The following is a 22,635-nucleotide window of genomic DNA, read 5'->3' as shown; positions in this document are numbered from 1 at the left end:
AACAGAATGATAAAGCGCATGACTCAAATGGGATTTGGCTTGATTGCTGTAGTTGGCTTTGCTGCCACTGTCCAAGCAGCACCAGCTAAATTCAATCATAGCGGTATACAAAAAGGTAAAGTCATAGAAACTTGTTATCACTCTCCTTGTTCAGTCGCCAAGTTTGTCTCTTACAAACAACTGAATAAGACAGCGACTGAATCCAAGATTCAAGTCACCTTGCTGGGCGGTAGTCGTGAGTGGGAAGCCAAGAAAATTGACTGGAACAGATCGCCACATAAAGTCACTGTGAATTGCTCATACAAACGACCAACAGTTCAGATTGGTTCACAAAAGACTCTGATTCCACTCAATGATGGTTTAGGTGTACCAGGTGTTCTAATGGTTGATGCTGAACTCTACCTCTATGCTTGTCATAAGTTTGAGGGATCTATTGAGGATGCAGTACAGAAGTATGGCTATAACGTGCAGGACGATGAATAAGGTTTCTCAACTTTACATCAGATAATAATTAATGAGTCCCGGCTTTATGGACAAATTTAGGGGGAAGTATTCAAGTGACTAAGATGACTGAATCAGACATTGAGTTGATGGCGATAGAGCAACTAGAGGGTTTGGGCTATACCTATGTGTATGGGCCTGATATTGAATCCAAGGGAAGCAACCCTCTACGAAGCTATAAGCAGGTCATCTTAGAAGCCAAGGTGCTAGAAGCATTACAACGTCTTAATCCTCATTTGAGCGAAGATAAATGTATTGAAGCGCTCAAGCAAATCACCAATCTCTCATCCCCTGATTTACTCACCAATAACCAAGCATTTCACCGTTTGCTGACTGAAGGTGTCAACATTGAAGTTAGCAAAGATGGTAACACTCAAGGTGAATATGCTTGGCTCATTGACTTCAATAATCCAAGCAATAACGAATTCCTTGTCGTCAACCAAGTCACTATAAGAGAAGACCGTTGGGAACGAAGACCTGACATCATCCTCTATGTGAATGGTTTACCTTTGGTGGTTATTGAGCTCAAGAATGCTACCGATGAGAATGCCACTGTAGAAGGCGCATATAAGCAGATCCAGACTTATCAGAGCCAAATCCCAAGCCTATTTACCTACAATGCCTTCAACATCATCTCTGATGGTTTAGAGGCGAAAGCAGGGACGGTGTCAGCAGACCTGAGTCGTTACATGGCATGGAAGACTTCTAATGGTCAAACCAAAGCCAAGAAGACACAGGCACAGCTTGAAGTTTTGATTCATGGTTTACTCAATCCAGTGACACTGCTCGATATGATCAGACACTTCATTGTGTTTGAATCCAATAAGCAAGAAGATGCCAATGGCTTAATAACTATTAAGACCATTAAGAAGATGGCTGCATACCATCAGTACTATGCAGTAAATGCAGCAGTGCTATCCACCATTCGTGCGTCTGCAATGTCTTCGGACTCGAAGTCAGCAGAACTTGCGATGCAACATCAAGGCAGAAGTAAGCTCGAACTTGTACAGCAACAAGCAGTAGGTGACAAGAAAGCAGGTGTAGTTTGGCATACCCAAGGCTCGGGTAAGTCGCTGTCTATGGTGTTCTACACGGGTAAGATTGTCTTGGCATTGGATAACCCAACAGTTGTTGTCATCACAGACCGTAATGACTTAGATGATCAACTGTTTGGAACCTTTGCAGCATCAAGCCAACTGCTAAGACAAACACCTAAGCAAGCGGATAGCCGAGAAGAACTTAAAGAGTTACTCAAGGTTGGTTCAGGTGGTGTGATCTTTACAACCATTCAAAAGTTCCAACCTGAAGATGGTGGCAGTGTTTACGAGCAGCTCTCAGATCGAACCAACATTGTTGTTATGGCTGACGAAGCACATCGTTCACAATATGGCTTCAATGCTAAAGAAGTCGATGTTAAAGATGATGATGGCAAGGTAGTCGGTAAGCGTACTGTCTATGGTTTTGCCAAGTACATGCGTGATGCTTTACCGAATGCCACTTACCTTGGCTTCACTGGAACACCTATTGAGAAGACTGATGTAAACACACCAGCAGTATTCGGTAACTATGTAGACATCTATGACATCTCACAAGCTGTAGAAGATGGAGCAACAGTTCGGATCTTCTACGAAAGCCGACTGGCTAAAATTGCTATTAGTGATGAAGGTAAGGATCTCATTGAGGACTTCGACGAACAGTTCAGTGAAGACGACTTAAACCAAACACAAAAAGAGCGTGCGAAGTGGGCGAGAGTTGAAGGACTGATCGGCAGTAAAGAACGTATCAAGGCAATCGCTAAAGACATCGTAGAACACTTTGAACAACGTCTTGTTGCCAATGCAAACCAAGGTAAAGGCATGATCGTCAGCATGTCTCGAAGGATTGCTGTTAATCTGTATAAAGAGATCGTGAAGCTTAAGCCTGAATGGCATAGCGATGATCTAAATGATGGTGTCATCAAAGTTGTAATGACTTCATCTGCATCAGATGGTCCTGAATATGCTGGCTTCCATACCACCAAGCAACAGCGTCAGCTCTTAGCGAATCGTATGAAAGATGATGACGACAAGCTAAAGCTCGTCATTGTGCGTGATATGTGGCTGACTGGCTTCGATGCACCAAGTATGCATACACTTTACATCGACAAGCCAATGAAAGGTCACAATCTCATGCAAGCCATTGCACGAGTGAACCGTGTCTATAAGGACAAGATTGGTGGACTTGTTGTTGATTACCTTGGTATTGCATCTGATTTGAAAGAAGCACTCTCATTCTATTCTGAAGCTGGCGGTAAAGGTGATCCTGCATTAGTACAGGATGAAGCTGCAACCATTCTTCAAGAGAAGCTCGAAGTCATTGACGGTATTATGCATGGCTTCAATTATCAAGAATACTTCACAGCGAATACCTCTCGTAAGCTCAACATTATCCTTGAAGCAGAAGAACATATCTTAGGTGTAGACCAAGGTGAAGGTAAGACTCGTTTCCTAACAGCAGTTGCAGCGATGTCACAGGCATTTGCTTTAGCAGTACCGCATGCACATGCGATGGAAGCAGCTCCTGTCGTTGCATTCTTCCAAGCAGTCAAAGCACGATTAGCAAAGTTTAGTGATGGTTCAGGCAAAATCTCAGGTATGAGTAATGCTGAGCTTGAAGCTAAGGTGAAGCAAACAATTGATCAAGCACTTGTCACAGAACAAGTTGTCGACATCTTCGATGCAGCAGGAATCCAGAAGCCAGACATCTCAATTCTCTCTGATGAGTTCATGCAAGAGATGAAAGGCTATCAACATAAGAACATTGCACTTGAGACACTGAAGAAGCTCCTTGGTGATGAAATCAAGGTTCGTGAGCAACGTAGTGTTACTCAGGGTAAGAAGCTCATGGATATGCTGAGTTCTGCAATTAAAGGTTATCAGAACAAGGTGCTGACAGCGGCCCAAGTAATTGATGAGCTGATTAAGTTAGCTAAAGCAATTCAAGAATCGGACAAACTGGCAGAAGAACTCAACCTGACTGAATACGAATATGCTTTCTACTCTGCAGTTGCAGACAACGACAGTGCTCGAGAGTTGATGCAGAAGGATATTCTCAGAGAACTTGCAGTGGTACTCACAGAATCAATTCGAAAGAATGTTACTTTGGATTGGACTGTAAAAGAGTCTGCTAGAGCGAAGCTCAGGGTCGTAGTGAAACGATTGCTTAAACGTTATGGTTATCCACCAGATATGGCTTTGCTTGCAACAGAGACAGTGCTTGAACAAGCAGAGCAATTGGCTGATGAATTGGCTAATTCAGACCAAATATCTGCTGCATGATACTGTTTGGTTATTATGCAGACATTTGAATCATTATTGGTAATAGACATCCATGAAGACATCCAAGGTGGGCTGTTAATTTGATAAGTTAATGTAAATCAATAAGATGATGTGTCGGTTCGAGTCCGACCCTCGGGACCAAAATTCTAAAAAACCCCAAGCTTATTAAGACTTGGGGTTTTTTATGTCTAAAAGTAATGAATTATATAAAATTCCTAGAAAATTTCCAATGATTTCACTAGCCACGTTTCAGGTGGTCACTTCGTAAAATGAGTACCTGAATTTTGTTTGGGTACTCATGGTGGAATCAGATGCTAAGCTTAAATTATTAGATCAATACAATAATCAAATGTGATTGATCGGGTGTCTTATAGGGCTTGTAGTATTTAAAAGATTTATTAACTATCTAAAGCTACTTTGATGACATCTGCAATTGTCTCAGTGTTGACACCTCTTTTTCGAGCATTCTCAGAGTGGAACCAAGTTGCTAAGTCTTTATTGCCTTTAGATGCATTGCAGCCAACACAGCACAATGCAATATTGGTTAAGGTTGTAATTCTTATATCGTTGATAATGTGTTCCCAAGACTTCTTGTTGGCTCTTTCAGTGCCAAACTTTTTGCCGCAATATACACAGCACAGGTCTCGCTCCGAGACCACATCTTCTATGTGCTTTGGTATTCCCCATGAATTTGCCATTTTAGGTTTTCCTTATTTTATGGCTGTAGTTGGATGAAAAAGCCTACCTTTGATAAATCACATTCATAAAATTTAGAGCAAAGTATTAAATGAAAGAGTTGTCATAATACTATAGAAATGAGGGTAAAAAAAACCAGCGCCGAAGCGCTGGTTTTTTTACATCACTAACTTAAGTTAGTTTTGCATCAACTTATTGAGCAGCATCAAGAGCAGCATTTAACGTTGCGCTTGGACGCATTACAGCATTTACTTTCGCTGTATCTACAGCGTAGTAACCACCGATGTCCGCAGCTTTACCTTGAACTTCAGCAAGTTCTGCAACGATTTTTTCTTCGTTGTCAGCAAGAGCTTGAGCAAGAGGAGCGAATTTCGCTTTAAGATCTGCATCTTCGTCTTGCGCAGCAAGTTCTTCAGCCCAGTATTTAGCAAGGTAGAAGTGGCTGCCACGGTTGTCAAGTTCGCCAGTACGACGTGATGGAGACTTGTCATTGTCAAGCAATTTACCAGTCGCAGCATCAAGCGTATTTGCAAGAAGTTTAGCTTTCGCGTTGTCTTCTTTGATGCCCATTTCTTCTAGAGAAACAGCAAGCGCCAAGAACTCACCTAAAGAATCCCAACGTAAGTGGTTTTCTTCTACAAGTTGTTGTACGTGTTTAGGCGCAGAACCACCCGCACCAGTTTCGTACATGCCGCCACCAGCCATTAGAGGCACGATAGAAAGCATTTTCGCAGAAGTACCCAATTCCATGATTGGGAACAAGTCTGTTAGGTAATCACGTAGGATGTTACCAGTTACAGAAATTGTATCTAGGCCACGAGCAACACGTTCAAGTGTATAACGCATAGCACGTACTTGAGACATGATTTGAATGTCTAAACCAGTAGTGTCGTGCTCTTTCAAGTAAGTTTGAACTTTCTTGATTAATTCGTTTTCGTGTGGACGGTACGGGTCAAGCCAGAAGATCGCAGGCATGCCTGAGTTGCGTGCACGAGTCACAGCAAGTTTCACCCAGTCACGGATTGGAGCGTCTTTCACTTGGCACATACGCCAGATATCGCCTTCTTCCACGTTTTGTGACATCAACACTTCACCAGTTTCTAGGTCAGTGATGTTTGCAACACCCGCTTCAGTGATTTCGAAAGTTTTGTCGTGTGAGCCGTATTCTTCAGCTTTTTGCGCCATCAAACCAACGTTAGGAACTGTACCCATAGTACGTGGATCGAAGTTACCATTCCATTTACAGAAATTGATCATTTCTTGGTAGATACGCGCGAAAGTAGATTCAGGCATTACAGCTTTACAGTCGTACTGTTTGCCGTCAGCACCCCACATTTTACCGCCACCACGGATCATTGCAGGCATAGATGCATCTACAATTACGTCGTTAGGTGAGTGGAAGTTAGTGATGCCTTTTGCAGAATCAACCATTGCAAGTGCAGGACGGTGTTCTTGGCAAGCATGTAAGTCAGCAATGATTTCTTCACGAAGAGAAGTCGGAAGAGTTTCAATTTTTTCGTAAAGACCAGACATACCATTGTTGATGTTAATACCTAACTCATCAAACAATTTGCCATGTTTTTCGAATGCTTCTTTGTAGTAAATCTTCACACAGTGACCGAAAACGATTGGGTGAGATACCTTCATCATGGTCGCTTTTACGTGTAAAGAGAACAGGATGCCAGCTTCTTTACAGTCATCTAATTCTTTTTCATAGAAGTCGCAAAGTGCTTTTTTGCTCATGAACATTGAGTCGATGATTTCGCCGTCTTGAAGCGCAACTTTTGGCTTAAGAACAACAGTTTCACCAGACTTAGTGATCAATTCCATTTTTACATTGCGAGCGCGGTCTAAAGTCATAGACTTTTCGCCGTGGTAGAAGTCACCTTCGTCCATGTGAGAAACGTGAGTTTGTGACCACTGTTTCCATTCGCTCATAGAGTGCGGATGTTTCTTCGCGTAATTTTTTACTGCAGTAGGCGCACGACGGTCAGAGTTACCTTCACGAAGTACAGGGTTTACAGCAGAACCTAGGCATTTGCTATAACGCGCCTTGATTTCTTTTTCTTCCTCAGTCGTTGGGTTTTCTGGGTAGTTCGGAACTGCAAAACCTTTAGACTGTAATTCTTTAATGCAAGCAGTTAATTGGCCAACTGAAGCACTGATGTTCGGAAGTTTGATAATGTTTGTGCTTGGATCTTGGGTTAATTGTCCAAGCTCTGCCAAGTTATTTGGCACCTTTTGTTCTTCGCTTAGGTAGTCTGAAAATTCAGCGAGTACACGTGCTGCAACTGAGATATCGCGTTTAACGATTTCAACGCCAGCAGGTTTAGTAAAGGTTTCAATGATCGGCAGCAGAGAGTAAGTCGCCAATAATGGCGCCTCGTCGGTCAGTGTGTAGATGATAGTTGACTTTCCACCAGCCATATATAGCCCCTTGCTTTAGATTGTGTCTTTGAGGTCCGAGCTTGTGGCTCGCCTCTATGAACCGATTTGCTTAAATAAAACTATGAAAGTATCGGGGTTCATTGCTTTTCAGTCAACGCAAGATCCTGTGATGTGGTCATTTCGTAGAAAAATGATACAAAAGAAGTGCAGTTTGACGCCCAATTTTAGCGCAAAACCGAGAAGGGGAATATTGAAAGCTTGTTATTCATAGCTTAAAGCTATTGAACAATTAAATTTAAATCATTTTTTTTGGGCTGATCTGTTCTTTATAGCTCGTTCGAATTTTAGTTGTAAAGCAAAGCGTAGGGCAGGTCAAACCGAAAGCCTTAGCTTTTAGGTGTAGATTTGGTGCGTAAGTTCGAAAATTAGTCAGGATTGGTGACTTTATAAAAGAACGACGTGAGTTTGATGCTCCGTTTGACTTTGAACGCTCGCGGAATGTTTATACGATAACTTATATATCTGATGAATAATGCATGGCTATTTTTTAGCTTCAGTCATTTGGGTGAATGAGTTTATGTACAGCAGAAGCATAAATCGAATCTTTAGCTTAGTTTAATAACTGATGTTACGCAGTAACCATCAAAGCGCAATTTGCTTCAAATAAAAGAACGATACGCGGTAAGGTCATCCGCAAGTGTTTGAGACAGGACTACTTCTAATCAAAAATGTTTTTGCGATGCTTTGAATAATTTGACGGTAGTGAACGAGTTTTGCGGATGACAATGGTTTTGGGTACTTTTGCCGAAACAAAAGTACCTCCAGCCGAAGGCTAATCCCTTTATTCAATCCTTAGATGTAAGACTCCGTCGAATAGACTTAAAAATCATTTTAAAAGTGCATAAGTACTTTTACGTGCGTAACATCAGTTAATAAAGAAAAAGCGAGAAGGTCTAGTTTAAAGCAGCAACGATACTCACAACTGATAAAAACTAATAAATTAGTCTAATAGAAAAACTTAAAAATAGATTCATTTAGTGTAGCTGACTGAAACATGCATTTTGTTGAGCAATTTGGTCATAGAATAGTCATAAATATCACTATTTTTTTGTGATGTGGTTAAAGAAAATTAAGCCTAGTTTTTTAGGTCTTATGTAAGTGAATATTTCTTTTGGTCATGTTTTTAGTTTGAATAAAACGCGAAAAGTACGATTTAAAATAAACAGTCAATAAAATTTAAATTAATTTAAGTTTCTAATTTTATTGTTTTAATTTTTGTATTGCATTTAATATGATGTTCTTTATAGATATTTTTATTTTCTAATTGGATGAAAGTTCGATTAAATAGCGCATTCGTAAATAATGTTTGTCTTTTTGTTGGGTTTTGTTATTGAGTGTTTGGGCTATTTTTGCTATTAATCTTGAACAGAACAGTTGGTTTTTATCTTTAAGATAAACCCTGAGGAGAGCAACGGGATGGCTTTACGTTTACTGGATATTGGTACACAAACCGAATTATTAACTGCCTGTCGTTTGTCTTTATTGATGGGGGTTTATACGGACGACAACCGCATTGCAGAATTTTTAAAGTTCGCGCGTGGTATTGTGCAAGTCGATAATGCTGTCCTCGCATTTAAAAATGAACCTTATATCTGGTATGCCTCAGAGCACACATTTAAAGCCTTTTTGGCCGAAGCCGATGATGATCGCCTCGATCAGTTTTTTGCTGAACAGTCCCGTATAGATCACGATGCTGAAAATTACCAAGCTTACTGTGACTATATGCAGGAACTGGGTTTAGGGCATCGGCGTTTAGTGGCATTCGATTTAAAATATAATCAGGATTCAATTGGTAAAGTAATTTTGTTTGATGATCAAGTCACTGCATTTGAAGCTAAACAATTAAAGATTGTCGAAGAATTTGTACAAAGTCTAGTCAATATCATTCAACTCCGCGTTGAAAATGCCGAATTAAAAGAAGCCTATGAACAGCAGTCGGCACTCAATTTTAGTAAAACTAAATTTTTCCAAATTATTGCTCATGATTTACGAGCGCCTTTTCATGGTCTATTGGGCTTTTCTGAAGTTTTGGCGCAGGAACGCAATACCTTAGATGATTCAAGTGTGCAAAATATTGCAGACTATTTATATGACACCACACAGTCGACGTATAACCTTTTAGAAAGCTTATTAAACTGGGCTATGGCAGAAGGTGGTCGCTTTGTTTATCACCCGATTAATTTTGATTTACATCAGTCTGCAAAAATCGTAAGTGATGTCTTGAATAGCTTGGCTGTGAAGAAAAATATTCGACTGATCAATGCCGTGCCTGAAGGCATTAAAGTCAATGCAGATATCAATATGATCACATCAGTGATGCAAAACTTGGTGTCAAACGCATTGAAATTTACCCATACCGATGGTAGAGGTGTGGTGACGATTTCTGCCGAACAAGATGGTGAACGGATTTTATTCACCATTCAAGATACGGGATTGGGTATGACCCAAGCTCAGATTGAAGATTTATTTCAGCAAAAACTCACTGTCAGTATTAAAGGTACGGCAGGAGAGCGTGGTACGGGGTTGGGTTTAGTGCTGTGTAAGCGCTTTGTGGACTTGAATCAGGGTGAAATTGTGGTGAACTCGAAAGAAGGTGAAGGCACACAATTTAAAGTCTGGCTGCCAAAGGCGACAAGTCTGCATCAAACCCTAAGTACCGAGAGCTGCAATGCACAGAAAGATGCGACCTTAAGCGAGCTTTAAAGCGCGTCTATTGGTATAAAAGCCTAAAAATACTTTTCCCTAAGCGTTATCAACTGTTATAACTAGAAAAAAATCACGCTAGGGTTTGTGAAATGAATACGGAGCAATTGCAGAAAACATTACGTGCCAGTCAATATGCTGAACAGGTGCTCGGAATCCATCAGGCCAGTTTAGAACAAGACTATGCAATTGATCAGTTTCAAACCTCGCTCAGTACAGCACAAATTCAACATTTTGTCGTAAGCAGCCTTGCCGATATCCAAGATGAAAATAGCTGGATGCGTGCAATTCGTGTGCTGCGCGCACGTCTGATGTTTCGTTGGATTTGGCAAGATGCCAATCAACTCACCGATGTCGTCACCTTAACTCGAGAGCTTTCAGACTTTGCCGATGCATCCATCTGTGCGGCAAAAGATTTTGCACTAAAGCCGTTGATCGCGAAATATGGCGAACCGCTAAGCTATAAGGGGAAAGTTCAAGACCTGATTGTGGTTGCCATGGGAAAACTGGGTGCGCAGGAACTTAATCTTTCAAGTGATATTGATCTTATTTTTGCCTTTGATGAACAGGGTGAAACCAACGGTCGAAAATGTATTGATGTGCAGCAGTTCTGTATTTTATGGGGCCAGAAATTAATTTACTTGCTTGACCATATTACCGCAGATGGTTTTGTCTTCCGTGTAGATATGCGCCTTCGCCCATGGGGTGATGGTTCTGCCTTGGCAATCAGTCATGCGGCATTAGAAAAATATTTAAGCCAGCATGGACGTGAATGGGAGCGCTATGCTTGGATTAAGGCACGTATCGTCACGGGCGGTAAAGAAGGCGCCGAGTTACTGGAAATGACCCGACCTTTCGTCTTCCGAAAATATGTCGATTACACCGCTTTCGAAGCTATGCGTGACATGAAAGCCATGATCGAACGTGAAGTGCTACGTCGTAATATCGAAGATGATATTAAACTCGGTGCAGGCGGAATTCGTGAAGTAGAGTTTATTGTTCAAGTTTTTCAGCTCATCTATGGAGGTTCAAAACTCGAGCTGCAAGACCGTCAATGTTTAGTGAGTCTGCATCATTTAGGTGAAGTTGGATTATTAGAAAAAACCGCGGTTGCTGATTTAGAAGATGCGTATTTATTTTTACGTCGTATTGAACATGCAATACAAGCGCTCAATGATCAGCAAACCCAGTCGTTGCCACATGAGCCTGAACCCCGCCAACGTATCTTAGATACTTTAGGTTTTGCATCTTGGGATGACTTTTTGAATGTGCTCAATCAGAAACGCGCCAAAGTCATTTATCAATTTGAACATCTTATTAAAGAAAAAGAACCCGATCCGTTATTGGAAAGTTTTAGTCATTTAGAAGCCCAGTTGAACGATGTTCTAGATGATGATGCCAAAAACTTAATTCACGAATTTTGGTATGGACATGCACTGAAAAAATTACCTGCCAAGGCGGTACAGCGCTTAAAAACCTTTTGGCCACATCTTATTGAAGCGATATTACAGTCAGATAAACCTCAGGTGGCCTTACTACGTCTCATGCCTTTGGTGGAGTCGGTGCTGCGCCGTACGGTCTATTTGGTGATGCTGATTGAGAGCAAAGGGGCATTACAACGATTAGTGAAAATGGCGACAGTCAGTCCTTGGATCTGCGAAGAATTGACGCATTATCCCGTGCTGTTAGATGAGTTTTTGTCGATGGATTTTGAGCTGCCAAAGCGTAAAGATTTAGAAGACTCTCTACGTCAACAACTGCTTCGAATTGAAATTGATCAAGTTGAAGATCAGATGCGTGTTCTTCGATTATTTAAAAAATCCAATGTCTTAGCAGTAGCTGCTAGTGATGTTTTGGCCGAAAGTCCGTTGATGAAAGTATCGGATGCATTGACCGATATTGCTGAAGTATCTGTGAATGCAACCTTGCATTTGGCATATCAAATTGTTGCCAAAAAGCATGGCTTTCCAATTGATGCAGAAGGGCAACGTTGTTCGATTGATCACACGGCTTTCGCGGTAATTGGCTATGGCAAGGTGGGTGGCATCGAGTTGGGTTATGGTTCGGACTTGGATTTGGTGTTTATTCACTATATGGACGAACAAGCCGATACCGATGGACAGAAACCAATTAGTGGCTTTGAATTTGCCATGCGGGTGGCACAAAAATTTATGTCCTTAATGACCACGCAAACCCTAGATGGTCGAGTGTATGAAGTGGATACACGTTTACGACCTTCGGGAGAAGCGGGGTTGTTGGTGACCAGCTTAAAAGCCTTTGAGCAATATCAACATAAAAATGCTTGGGTCTGGGAGCATCAAGCTTTGGTTCGTGCCAGAACCATTGCAGGTGAGCACAGTTTACGGATTGAAATTGAAAACTTGCGTTGCAATATTTTGACGCAGCCACGAGATGAGAACAATGTTCGTGCAGAAGTGCTCAAAATGCGCCAAAAAATGAAAGACCATCTAGGTTCTTCCAAAGAGCAGCAAAAAGATGGAATTTTTCATTTAAAACAAGATGCAGGTGGTATCGTTGACATCGAATTTATGGCACAGTATGCAGTATTAGCATGGAGTGGGTCGAATCCCGATCTCGCCCATTACTCTGACAACGTACGAATCCTTGAGGATGCCGCAAGAACGGATTGCTTATCCAGCGCCGATGCGACAGCATTGATTCAAGCTTATCTCCGTGAACGAGCCGAGAGCCACCGTTTAGCACTTGCGAATCAATCCATGCAAGTTTCAGCTGACGATTGGCACGATACCCGAGTGGTCGTTTGCAAGCTATGGCAAAGATTAATTGATCCAACTGCAACGTTTGCATTGGATAAAAATGACTGTGTATAAAAATTTGGAGTGTGTGCCATGAACTTGGCTGATCGTGATGGTTTTATTTGGCAAGATGGACAATTAGTTGACTGGCGTGAGGCGAAAACTCACGTATTAACACATACATTGCATTACAGCATGGGTGTGTTTGAAGGCGTCCGTGCTTATGAAACTCCGAATGGAACGGCTATTTTCCGTTTAAAAGAACACACTAAGCGTTTATTAAATTCTGCAAAAATTTATCAAATGAAAGTCCCATTTGATCATGCAGCATTAGAACAAGCTCAAATTGATGTGGTTCGTGAAAATAAATTGGCTTCTTGCTATTTACGCCCAATTATTTTTATTGGTTCAGAAAAATTAGGTATTGCAGCAACTGACAATACCATTCATGCCGTTGTTGCTGCATGGAGCTGGGGTGCTTACCTTGGTGATGAAGCGATGGCGAAGGGTATCCGTGTTAAAACGTCTTCATTTACGCACCATCATCCAAACGTGACCATGTGTAAAGCAAAAGCATCTGGTAACTATACTTTGTCAATTCTTGCACACCAAGAAGTGGCACATGCTGGCTATGACGAAGCAATGTTACTCGACCCACAAGGTTATGTATGTCAAGGTTCAGGCGAAAACGTATTCTTAGTTCGTGATGGCGTGATTCATACTCCTGACATCGCGGGTGGTGCACTTGATGGTATTACCCGTCAAACCATTATTACGATTGCGAAAGACCTTGGTTTTGAAGTGGTTGAACGTCGTATTACACGTGACGAATTCTATATCGCTGATGAAGCATTCTTCACAGGTACTGCTGCTGAAGTGACGCCAATCCGTGAATATGATGACCGTCAAATTGGTGAAGGTTGTCGTGGTCCAATCACTGAGCAAATCCAAACTGCATTCTTTAATGCGGTTCAGGGTAAAGACCCTAAATATGCGCACTGGTTAACTTACGTAAAATAAGCTGATCGGTTAAGATGAAAAGGCGAAACTAAGTTTCGCCTTTTTTATTGGCTTGAAGATATTGAATTTTTGGGAACGTGACTATGCATATTGTTTATGTCAGTGATGGTAAAGCAGGACATCGCTCACAAGCTTTGGGTTTATTTAAAGCCATGCAGCGCCAATCTCAGGAAGCAGTCACATTTCAAGAAATTTCAATTGATGATTTATCTATAGTGACACTTATTTCTGCGCTATTTAGCCATCAAGTTCATGCTGTAGAACACGAGCCGACCTATATTTTTGGTGTTGGCAGCCATACGCATTTTAGGGTATGGCTGTTAGGCAAAGTGTATAACAAAGCCAAAACTATTATTTTAATGAAACCAAGCTTGCCGTTTGCATGGTTTGATTATGCGGTGATTCCACAGCACGATGGTATTCAGGCATCTAATAAAGTACTAACGACACAAGGTGCGTTAAATCCTATTGTAAATGAAGAACGGCATCAGCATGGTCGAATCCTGATCGCTTTGGGTGGCTCTTCAAAACGCCATCAGTGGAATGCAGCTAAAGTACTTCATGCAATTGAACAGATAGTCGAGCAGAATCTAAATTCAGAAATCATTTTGACCACTTCACGGCGCACACCAAAAGCGTTTTTAGCAGAATTAAAACAGTTAAAGAATATTGAAAAAGTACAGATTTTCCCAGTTGAAGACACTCCGCAAGGTTGGATTTTCGAAGAAATGCAAAAAGCCGAAGCGGTTTGGGTAACTGAAGATAGTGTTTCAATGATTTACGAGGCTCTCACCGCGGGTTGTAAAGTCGGGGTGATTGAAGTGGATCGGTTGAAGGAAGATCGGATTACAGGTTCAATAGATTTGATTTTGCAAAAGGGCCTGGTTTCTTTATCAAGTTCAATTTTGCAATTGGCTGAACCTAGTGCTTTTAAAGAAGCGGATCGTGTGGCAACATATCTTCTGACAAAATAACTGGTCTTAACCGTGATTTATATATTCATTTTTCTGTTGGTTTTGATGATTGCATTTAGTCTTAAATATGCATGGTGGAAACCGGCAGTAGATTGGAAAAGACCACGTGTCTTAATGTATCACATGGTCCGAGAACATTTTGATGGTGCGAAGTTTAATAAATTAAGAGTGAAACCTGCTGAATTTGAAAAGCAAGTCGCTTGGATGAAAAAAGAAGGGTTTCACTTCGTTACCATGCAGGAATTGGTTGAAAATTGGGGGCAACATCCAGAAAAAACAGTTGCGATTACCTTTGATGACGGTTATTTAGATAACTTAGAAAATGCTTTTCCCATACTAGAAAAGTACCAAGCCAAAGGCACTATTTATGTGGTGGTTGATCGCCATGATCGTGACTGGTCGACTTATAAAAAAGCCCATCATAATAGTGGTGAATTGGCACGTGAACCTAAACTGAATGATGAGCAAGTTCAGTATCTGGCACATAGTGGTCTTGTTGAAATTGGTTCGCATACTTTGACACATGCCAATTTGGATAAATTGGATGATGCAGCATGCTTGTTTGAACTTAGAGAATCGAAAAAACAATTAGAGCAATTAATTGGAATGTCTGTGAGTAGTTTTGCCTATCCTTTCGGTATTTATTCTGAGCGCGATGTGTGTTTAGCAGAGCAGGCAGGTTATAGCAATGCTGTGACCACCAAAGAGGGTATTGATGGCCTAAGTCCCGACTTTATGCAATTACAACGGATTAAAGTTAGTGGTAAGGACTCAATGTTTGCGGTGAAGTTGCGGATGAAATTAGGGAAAAGAGCTTAATTGCTCTCCCTGCTATTAATTTTCCTTACATGATTTAATTGATTGAAATAGCTAGTGAGTTTCATGTGGTGTTTGTCCCACGTTTGAATTGGATCAATGCGCGCAGCTAAATAAATAAGAAAGTCTGTAAAATTTTTCTGTGGTGTATGGCGTATACTTTTCCAATAGGTTGAAATCGCTTTTTTGATCAGTAGTTTTTTATTTTGTTCAGTAATATCTGGGTAATCTTGGATAAAATCATCAATTGTGAAGAACATATCATGGTGTTGTTGCTCTAGATGGCGAGATAGACGGTTTTCTCCACGGATAGATTTTGTTTCGGTTTCATCTAAAATAACAAAAACACTATGTAAGCCACTAGAAATTATTTTTTTTGAATATTTAGCTAAGTTTAAAGCTAGTGATTCATCTTGAATAAATATATTTTCATTGCAACCTTTAGATTTTTTAAATAAGTCACGTGTACACATAACGCACATCTGCATAATATTATTTTCAAGTACGTAATTTAAAGGTGTGGTGCTAAATTGCCATGTTGCAAGAGTATGCTTCTGAATTTCATTCAGATCGTGAATTTTTACTTTTTCTGCATAACATAAATCGGCATTTTGCTTTTGCATTTCTTCTAAAAACATATTGAGACGATTAGGTGCTAAAACATCATCAGCATCCATAAAAAATAGATAATCACCTGTTGCAGAAAATGCACCTTGATTTAAACGAACAGCTGGGCCTTTATTATCTGTATTTTGAATGATTTTAATTTTAGGGTAAGTATCTAGTAGATATTTACTGTTTTTGCACCATTCTGGGTCTGTAGAACAGTCATCTACCACAATAATTTCGTGTAAATTTTCATTTTGAGGTTGTAGTGATTCAATGGTTCTATTGAGTAATAGGCCTTTATTGTAATGAGTGAGGATGACTGAAATCATTTTAATATCCTAAATTACGTTTAAAAGCTTGGGTAATTGGGGTTGATGAGTTTAAATCTTGGGTATTTCTAATACTTGGATACTGAAAGATTTCTTCAAGCTTTTGTCGCTGCATGAGTTGAGCTTCAATATATTTCTTATTTAAAGGTTCTAAAATAGACTTAGGGCTATATATGGAACTGACAAAACGGCCACTTTGAATTGTTTCTGCGAGCATGGAGGTACTGTCTTCCGTAACAAAAATATAGCTGGACTGTTGAATAAGCTGCACTAAAGATAAAGCATTTTCAGTTTGAACTAAATGTAATTGAATATTTGAGGGAATAGAGGTCTTTTGAAAATAGCCTTCTAAATTAGGTGTGCGGCGAGAATTGGTAATTAATCCTTTCAACTGATTTTGAGCACAAAAAGCAATAAATTTTTTAATCATTTTTTCAAAATCTTCAGTTGAAAAAGGATGCTCATCTGTCGGACCACCTAAAACTAATAAAGCCGTAGTTTGATCAAGCTGATCATACTGTAAGGTAAAAAAGTCTTTTTTTACTGGAGGGGTAGTTAGCACTACTTGGTCAGAGTCCGTTTTTTGTTCTAGTGCTGTAATGGTACAGTTGACCAACTGTCCATTTACCTTGCGCAAATCGCCCGCATAAAATATTGGAACTTTTAATTTCCGGCTTATCGCAAGGCCATAGAGCAAATTTGGCATGCCTGAACAAATAATACAGTCAATATTTTGCTTGAGTGACAAATCATTAAAAAGAATACGTGAGCAAAGATCGAATAAATAAGGATACCAAGTCAGTTTTTTTAACAGGCTGATCTGCCATTTTTTTATATCGGGAGTTTCTGCATTTTTTAAAGTTGTTGCATAAGCTGTTTCTAGGCAGTCATATACGCCAAGGCTAGGATTTAAATGTCCAGCACGTTGGTCATGAATCAGGAGAACTGCAAGGCTAGGTTTGCTTTTCATAATATTTGAAAGTTTGATCTATCTATTTGGTATGGTAGCAAAATTCATTAAATTTGTCAGAACTGCTAGTTATGAGCTAAGGGTGTGGAATTTAAGAAAGGGGAATAGATTAAATAAGTTTAAAATATTAGAATATTGAGATAAAGGGTCACTGCTTAAATTGTTTTAAGGTTATATTTTGAAAAAATTGAAGATTATTAATACTGTATATGGTGATGCAACTGGCGGTAGATGGCAAGCTATGTTGAATATTGCCGATACCTTAGAGCAGATAGGAGGACATGAAGTTGTTCTATTGCGCGGTGAGGAAAATAAACATTTAAGCAGTGGTCAACGTCCTATTCATGTAATTCCAAATACTGGATTCTATAGCATTATTGCTGCCATGAAGGTTCGAAATTTTATCCAACAGCAACAACCGGATGCTGTAATCGCTCATAGTGGAAAAGCGGTATGGCTTTTCAAGAATGCTATGATTGGTATGGAAAAGAAAATTCCTGTTATTGCAGTTAATCATAGTCATAATGTGAAACGGACAGTGCGTGCAGATGCATTTATTCATATTACTCCTTATATTCAGGATTTAGTTAAATCAAGGCTCACTAAGGAGCAAGATGAACATAAAATGCATCGTGTCATTTCAAATCTTATGCATTTACCTGATGAGCCAGCACTTCCATCTCCTTTGAAATCTCCACCAACTATTGGCATGCTGACACGAATGATTCCAAATAAGGGAGTTCATGTTGTAATTGAAGCTATTCATATACTTAATAAAAGAGGAATATCTATAAATGCTATTCTTGCTGGTGATGGCGAGAATAAACAAGAATATCAAGAAATGGTAAAGAGCTTCGGAATTGAACATCTAGTAAAATTTCCTGGCTGGGTAGATGCTCAACAAAAAGTCGAGATTTATCATCAAGCAGATATGATGGCGATTACCTCATTAACTGATATTCAACCACTCGGTATTTTAGATGCATTTGGCTGGGGAAAGATCGTATTGAGTAGTGATCATATTGGACCTATGCAAGTATGTAAGCATCGTGAAAATGCTTGGGTTAGTAAAGTTGGAGATCCTGAAGACTTGGCTAATGGTATTGAATATCTGATAAATCATCCAGATGAAGCATTAGAAATTGCACAAAATGCAAAACAAGAAGCATTAAATATTTATTGCTTTGAACAAATTGCGAAAGAGCATAATAAGTTTATTTCAGAAGTGGTTGAGTATTTTAATAGTTTAAGAGCAAAGTCTTAAATTTCAACTGTTTTTTAAATATAGAGTTGCGTAAACCTTTAGATTGATAGAGTAAATAATGAATTTTCTTATAGTTGGAGCTGGTTTTACAGGTGCTGTTATTGCCAGAGAGTTGGCCCAACACGGACATCAAATCACGGTGATTGATCAGCGTTCTCATATTGCTGGAAATTGTCATACTTTACGAGACGAGAATACAGGGATCATGGAGCATGTCTATGGGCCACATATTTTCCATACAAGTGATGAACTAGTATGGAAATATATTAATAAGTTTGGTGAATTTGTTCCTTACATTAATCGTGTGAAAACAACATATAATAATGAAGTATATTCGTTACCAATTAATTTACATACGATTAATCAATTTTATAAAAAAAGTATGAACCCTCAAGAGGCAAAGGATTGGATTAAATCAATTGCATCAGATGATATTCAAGAACCAAAAAACTTTGAGGAGCAAGCTTTAAAGTTTATTGGTAAAGATTTATATGAGTCTTTTTTTAAAGGTTATACTAAAAAACAATGGGGATGTGAACCGAGTAGTTTGCCTGCCAGTATTCTAAAGCGTTTGCCTATTCGTTTTAATTATGATGATAATTACTTTTCACATAAATATCAGGGTATGCCTCGAGATGGTTATACTTATTTAGTGCAAAATATTTTATCGCATGAAAATATTGCTATTAAACTTACTACAAAATTCGATGCTTTATTAAAAAATGAATTTGATCATATCATTTGGACGGGCAAGCTTGATGAGTGGTTTGATTACAAAAAAGGTCATTTAGGTTATAGAACTCTAGATTTTATTAAGTTTGAGGCGGAAGGAGATTTTCAAGGTACTGCAGTAATGAATTATGGAAATGAAGAGGTTCCATTTACACGTATTTCAGAGCACAAGCACTTTACACCTTGGGAAGAACATCATCGAACTATTTATTTTAAAGAATATAGTCGAGCATGCACAGAAAAAGATATTCCTTATTATCCTATTAGATTGGTTGATGACAAAAAAATCTTAGATGAATATATAAAGCTTGCTCGGGATGAGCGAGGAGTAACATTTGCAGGACGTTTAGCAACTTATCGTTATATGGATATGGATGTAACAATAAGAGAGGCTTTAGATTTGTCAAAAAAAATGCTTAAAGATATCGTACAAGGAAAACTGATTGAAAGTTTTTACCATCAGGAGGGTATTTCCTGATGAAACATGAGGTCTACATCGCAACGCACAAAGCATATGATTTTCCATGTATAGAGCCTTATATTCCGATTCATGTGGGAAAGGAAAACTCATTATTAGATCTAGGTATTATCGGTGATAATACTGGAGATCATATATCTCACCTTAACGCTTCATTTTGTGAATTAACAGCTTTGTATTGGATGTGGAAAAATTCTGAGGCAAAAATATTAGGATTAGTACATTATCGACGTTATTTTGTGAATCAACAAGGTGAGCTACTAACAACAAATGATATTAGCCAATTAGCTGAAAATCATATTTGGGTCGCAAAGAGAAATCAGTTCTTTAAAGTTAAAAAATTTTTTGGATTACGATTTTCAAAAAAAGCTATTAGCGTTAAAGAACATTATGAAAAAGATCACTATCTGGCTGACTTTATGTTATTACGTCAAATAATTGAGAAGAATAGTCCTGAATATATTAAGGCATTTGATTGTTTGAGTAATTCGATTAAAGGAATATCTTTATTCAATATGTTTGTCATGCATAAAATTTGGTTAGACAAATACTGTAATTGGATGTTTAAAATTTTATTTGAGCTTGAAAAAGAATTAGATATTTCTTCTTATAATTCATATCAAAAAAGAATATTTGGTTTTTTGTCTGAGCGATTATTTAATGTGTTTTTATTGCATCATAATAATGAAATAAAAGTAAGTGAAATTGATGTCGTAATGAAATAATATTAGACTTCTTGCGTTAGTCACATTTTAAGCAGCCAAAAGCTATATTTTATGAGGCTTTAGCCAATTCAAAAATTAGATAAAACTATACTTTCGCAAGAGGTCTATTATTTGTTTAATATATATTTCTCGTAATATGTGCTGTTGATACTCTGTGATAGGGTATCAACTCTATGAGAAAGCTTATAAATTTTTATACTGTCTTGTTCTAATCGATAATTATTTGTAGGCGTGATAGGTTCGAAAAGTATTTCTGCAAGTAAGAAGATGTTATCGGCCTCAGGAGCGTTATTATCGACTTGTTGTTTAAATGTGAGATTGTTTAAATAATTGAGTTTTATTAAATAATCAATTAAAAAATAGTCAATTAAATAATCATTGTTTTCCCAATAGTTTAAAAAACATTGAAAAATGATTTTTGGCGTTGAGTCACCAGGACTAAATTTTATAAAATTACCAGACCATTTTCCCTCCGGAATCCACTGTTTAAATGTAGAATGATTACTAGAAAGGGTAAAGAAATCATTCATTAACATTTGTTTAGGTACTTTGTTTAGAATTAAATAGGTAGCATCTATCCATGTGCCACCATGTTTAGCTAATAATGCAAATCTTAAAATATCTGAAAAATGAGTTGGAGTGATAATTTTATTATTGAGCTTATCAATAATAAAATTAGGAATATCTACATATTTTTTATAATTATTAATATCTATTAGGCATACATTGCTATTGTATTGCTTTATAGAGTTAATACATGTTTTGACAAGTGGAGGGGCACTTTCTATACCTTGGAGCCAACATACCCAGACTATATCGGAAGATGAGTTTGTAGACTGATTTATAGCATCTACAAATAGGTATCCATTCTGTTCATATAAATATTGAAGTAACGACTTTTGATAGTATTTTTGAGCTGATTTTTCTAAAGAATTTAACCCAAGTTTCTTAAAGAATTTGGGAGCTTTTTTAATTAGTCGTAAATATGTCAAGTTCAAGTGTAATACCATTATTTTGAATGAGTAGCCTAATTTAAATTATTCTTTATCCGCATTACCTTTCAACACCATATAAATCAAACCGACAAAGATTAATAATGCACCTGCAAGGCTGCTGACACAGAATAAAACGATTCGGTTATAGGTGGTTAAGTTGAATAATTCATTGGCTAAAATGTAGCGCATGAACAACCATTGTACGACAGAAAAAACAATCAACACGATTGCACGACGACGGACTTCAGGACGCATAGCCATAGGAGAATCACTTAAAGTGGAAATTGAGGCTATTATGCCACTGTCGATAATCGATCTCAATTGAATAAGATTAATTCAAGCCTGTGGAACACAACTCTAAAGGTTGAGATGTTCTTAGATCACCTTTATTTGCGGTACATATTGATATTGCCAAAGCAGACCCGAAAGCGTTTATAAGACCAGATATACTGTTCAGGTGCTTGGTTAATGATGTCTTGCATCGCGATGTTCAGTGCGTCGACTGAGCATTGTAAATCTTTAGAGGAAATCTCTTCTGCTAAGGTTTGGCAATGCACATCAAAGTGCCTTAAGTTGGGTTGTCGAATACAACTTAAGCCGATGACATTACATTGGGTTTTTGCAGCAAGCTTTGAAACCAGCGTGATCGATAAAGTATTTTGCCCAAAAAAATTGGAATATATGCCGCCTGAAGCCTTTGGCAAATGGTCAGGTAAAATGACTGTTAGTCCACCTTGTTTCAAATGTTTAAAAATGGCACGGATCCCTGTTTCATCTGTCGGGACTAAGGTTGCATTAAACTTCTCACGTGCTTCTAACAGATAACGATTGATCCCTTTATTTTTATTCGGTTTATACATAATCATCGGTTCTGTATACAAGTTCAGCCATGCATTGAGTAGTTCCCAGCAGCCAAAATGCGGAACCACAACAATGACACCTTTTTTATTCGCAAGTGCTTCCGTGAGGATATTTTCACCATAAATGTTTTTCAATAAGCTCAGGCTATAACTTGGCGGCATCCCCCAACATTTAATAAATTCAATATAGGTCAGGCATTGGCTTCGGATACTTTGGCTGACGAGCTGTCTCTGCGCTGTCTCGGACAAGTCTGGGTAGGCCAGTTGAATATTGATGCTAGTGATACGTTTGATCGATGAATTAAATAGATTAAGAATAAACGCGATCATCAAAGCCAAGTTTTGTAACAGCCAAAGTGGCAATAGCGCGATGATTTTGAACATAAAGTACATGGATCACAAGGTCTCAAAATTTACAGCA

Annotated in this window: 17 protein-coding genes; 10 read left to right on the top strand and 7 right to left on the bottom strand. The window is 38.7% G+C overall.

The window, feature by feature from the left end:
* Positions 1-18 precede the first annotated feature (18 nt).
* Together FTU36_RS11800 and FTU36_RS11795 are read left to right on the top strand one after the other, a co-directional pair.
* Positions 19-483, top strand: coding sequence for a hypothetical protein (locus FTU36_RS11800; protein ID WP_257224847.1), 465 nt, complete (start codon positions 19-21; stop codon positions 481-483).
* Positions 484-566: 83 nt separating this feature from the next.
* Positions 567-3,818 (top strand): type I restriction endonuclease subunit R, encoded by a 3,252-nt coding sequence (locus FTU36_RS11795; protein ID WP_218954407.1) that lies wholly within the window; start codon positions 567-569, stop codon positions 3,816-3,818.
* Between the two features lie 398 nt (positions 3,819-4,216).
* Here the strand turns inward: FTU36_RS11795 and FTU36_RS11790 are convergent, their stop codons facing one another.
* Both FTU36_RS11790 and FTU36_RS11785 read right to left on the bottom strand, forming a co-directional pair.
* Complete coding sequence (locus FTU36_RS11790; RefSeq protein WP_180004595.1) at positions 4,217-4,516, bottom strand: HNH endonuclease; 300 nt, start codon at positions 4,514-4,516, stop codon at positions 4,217-4,219.
* A 190-nt stretch (positions 4,517-4,706) separates the two neighbouring features.
* The gene (locus FTU36_RS11785; protein WP_180118007.1) at positions 4,707-6,941 is read right to left on the bottom strand and encodes an NADP-dependent isocitrate dehydrogenase; all 2,235 of its coding nucleotides are present in this window, start codon (positions 6,939-6,941) and stop codon (positions 4,707-4,709) included.
* Between the two features lie 1,437 nt (positions 6,942-8,378).
* On the opposite strand from FTU36_RS11785, the gene FTU36_RS11780 reads away from it, so the two are divergent.
* The 5 genes from FTU36_RS11780 (at position 8,379) to FTU36_RS11760 (ending at position 15,255) form a co-directional block, all read left to right on the top strand.
* Complete coding sequence (locus FTU36_RS11780) at positions 8,379-9,665, top strand: sensor histidine kinase KdpD (protein WP_180118005.1); 1,287 nt, start codon at positions 8,379-8,381, stop codon at positions 9,663-9,665.
* 92 nt (positions 9,666-9,757) lie between these two features.
* Complete coding sequence (gene glnE / locus FTU36_RS11775; protein ID WP_180118003.1) at positions 9,758-12,517, top strand: bifunctional [glutamate--ammonia ligase]-adenylyl-L-tyrosine phosphorylase/[glutamate--ammonia-ligase] adenylyltransferase; 2,760 nt, start codon at positions 9,758-9,760, stop codon at positions 12,515-12,517.
* Positions 12,518-12,535: 18 nt separating this feature from the next.
* Complete coding sequence (locus FTU36_RS11770) at positions 12,536-13,462, top strand: branched-chain amino acid transaminase (RefSeq protein WP_078191262.1); 927 nt, start codon at positions 12,536-12,538, stop codon at positions 13,460-13,462.
* A gap of 83 nt (positions 13,463-13,545) precedes the next feature.
* Positions 13,546-14,436: a mitochondrial fission ELM1 family protein gene (locus tag FTU36_RS11765; protein WP_180118001.1), complete on the top strand. Its 891-nt coding sequence runs from the start codon at positions 13,546-13,548 to the stop codon at positions 14,434-14,436.
* A 12-nt stretch (positions 14,437-14,448) separates the two neighbouring features.
* On the top strand, positions 14,449-15,255 hold the full coding sequence (locus FTU36_RS11760) for a polysaccharide deacetylase family protein (protein WP_180117999.1): 807 nt from the start codon (positions 14,449-14,451) through the stop codon (positions 15,253-15,255).
* On the opposite strand, the gene FTU36_RS11755 is transcribed toward FTU36_RS11760, so the two are convergent.
* Together FTU36_RS11755 and FTU36_RS11750 are read right to left on the bottom strand one after the other, a co-directional pair.
* Positions 15,252-16,190 (bottom strand): glycosyltransferase family 2 protein, encoded by a 939-nt coding sequence (locus tag FTU36_RS11755; RefSeq protein ID WP_180117997.1) that lies wholly within the window; start codon positions 16,188-16,190, stop codon positions 15,252-15,254. The genes FTU36_RS11760 and FTU36_RS11755 overlap by 4 nt on opposite strands.
* A gap of 1 nt (position 16,191) precedes the next feature.
* A complete protein-coding gene (locus tag FTU36_RS11750) occupies positions 16,192-17,160 on the bottom strand; it encodes an ELM1/GtrOC1 family putative glycosyltransferase (protein ID WP_180117995.1) in 969 nt (322 codons plus the stop codon).
* A gap of 178 nt (positions 17,161-17,338) precedes the next feature.
* Between FTU36_RS11750 and FTU36_RS11745 the strand changes: the two genes are divergently transcribed.
* The 3 genes from FTU36_RS11745 to FTU36_RS11735 are packed head-to-tail and all read left to right on the top strand — an operon-like array spanning position 17,339 to position 20,359.
* Entirely contained in the window at positions 17,339-18,424 is a 1,086-nt protein-coding gene (locus tag FTU36_RS11745; protein ID WP_180035816.1) for a glycosyltransferase family 4 protein, read from the top strand.
* 58 nt (positions 18,425-18,482) lie between these two features.
* Entirely contained in the window at positions 18,483-19,634 is a 1,152-nt protein-coding gene (gene glf, locus FTU36_RS11740) for a UDP-galactopyranose mutase (protein ID WP_180035817.1), read from the top strand.
* Positions 19,634-20,359 carry a DUF4422 domain-containing protein gene (locus tag FTU36_RS11735; RefSeq protein WP_257224846.1) on the top strand — a complete coding sequence of 242 codons (726 nt, stop codon included), beginning with the start codon at positions 19,634-19,636 and terminating at the stop codon, positions 20,357-20,359. Before glf ends, FTU36_RS11735 begins: the two co-directional genes overlap by 1 nt.
* A gap of 107 nt (positions 20,360-20,466) precedes the next feature.
* Here FTU36_RS11735 and FTU36_RS11730 read toward each other — a convergent pair whose 3' ends face one another.
* From FTU36_RS11730 to FTU36_RS11720, 3 genes are all read right to left on the bottom strand, one after another.
* Positions 20,467-21,357 (bottom strand): capsular polysaccharide synthesis protein, encoded by an 891-nt coding sequence (locus tag FTU36_RS11730; protein WP_180117993.1) that lies wholly within the window; start codon positions 21,355-21,357, stop codon positions 20,467-20,469.
* Positions 21,358-21,396: 39 nt separating this feature from the next.
* Positions 21,397-21,615 carry a hypothetical protein gene (locus FTU36_RS11725; protein WP_111885360.1) on the bottom strand — a complete coding sequence of 73 codons (219 nt, stop codon included), beginning with the start codon at positions 21,613-21,615 and terminating at the stop codon, positions 21,397-21,399.
* Positions 21,616-21,740: 125 nt separating this feature from the next.
* Positions 21,741-22,607: a lysophospholipid acyltransferase family protein gene (locus tag FTU36_RS11720; RefSeq protein ID WP_180117991.1), complete on the bottom strand. Its 867-nt coding sequence runs from the start codon at positions 22,605-22,607 to the stop codon at positions 21,741-21,743.
* Positions 22,608-22,635: the final 28 nt, after the last annotated feature.

Origin of the sequence: Acinetobacter sp. YH12096 (assembly GCF_013419215.1) — a bacterium.
GTDB lineage: Bacteria > Pseudomonadota > Gammaproteobacteria > Pseudomonadales > Moraxellaceae > Acinetobacter > Acinetobacter amyesii.
This window is presented reverse-complemented; position numbering and strand designations above follow the sequence as displayed.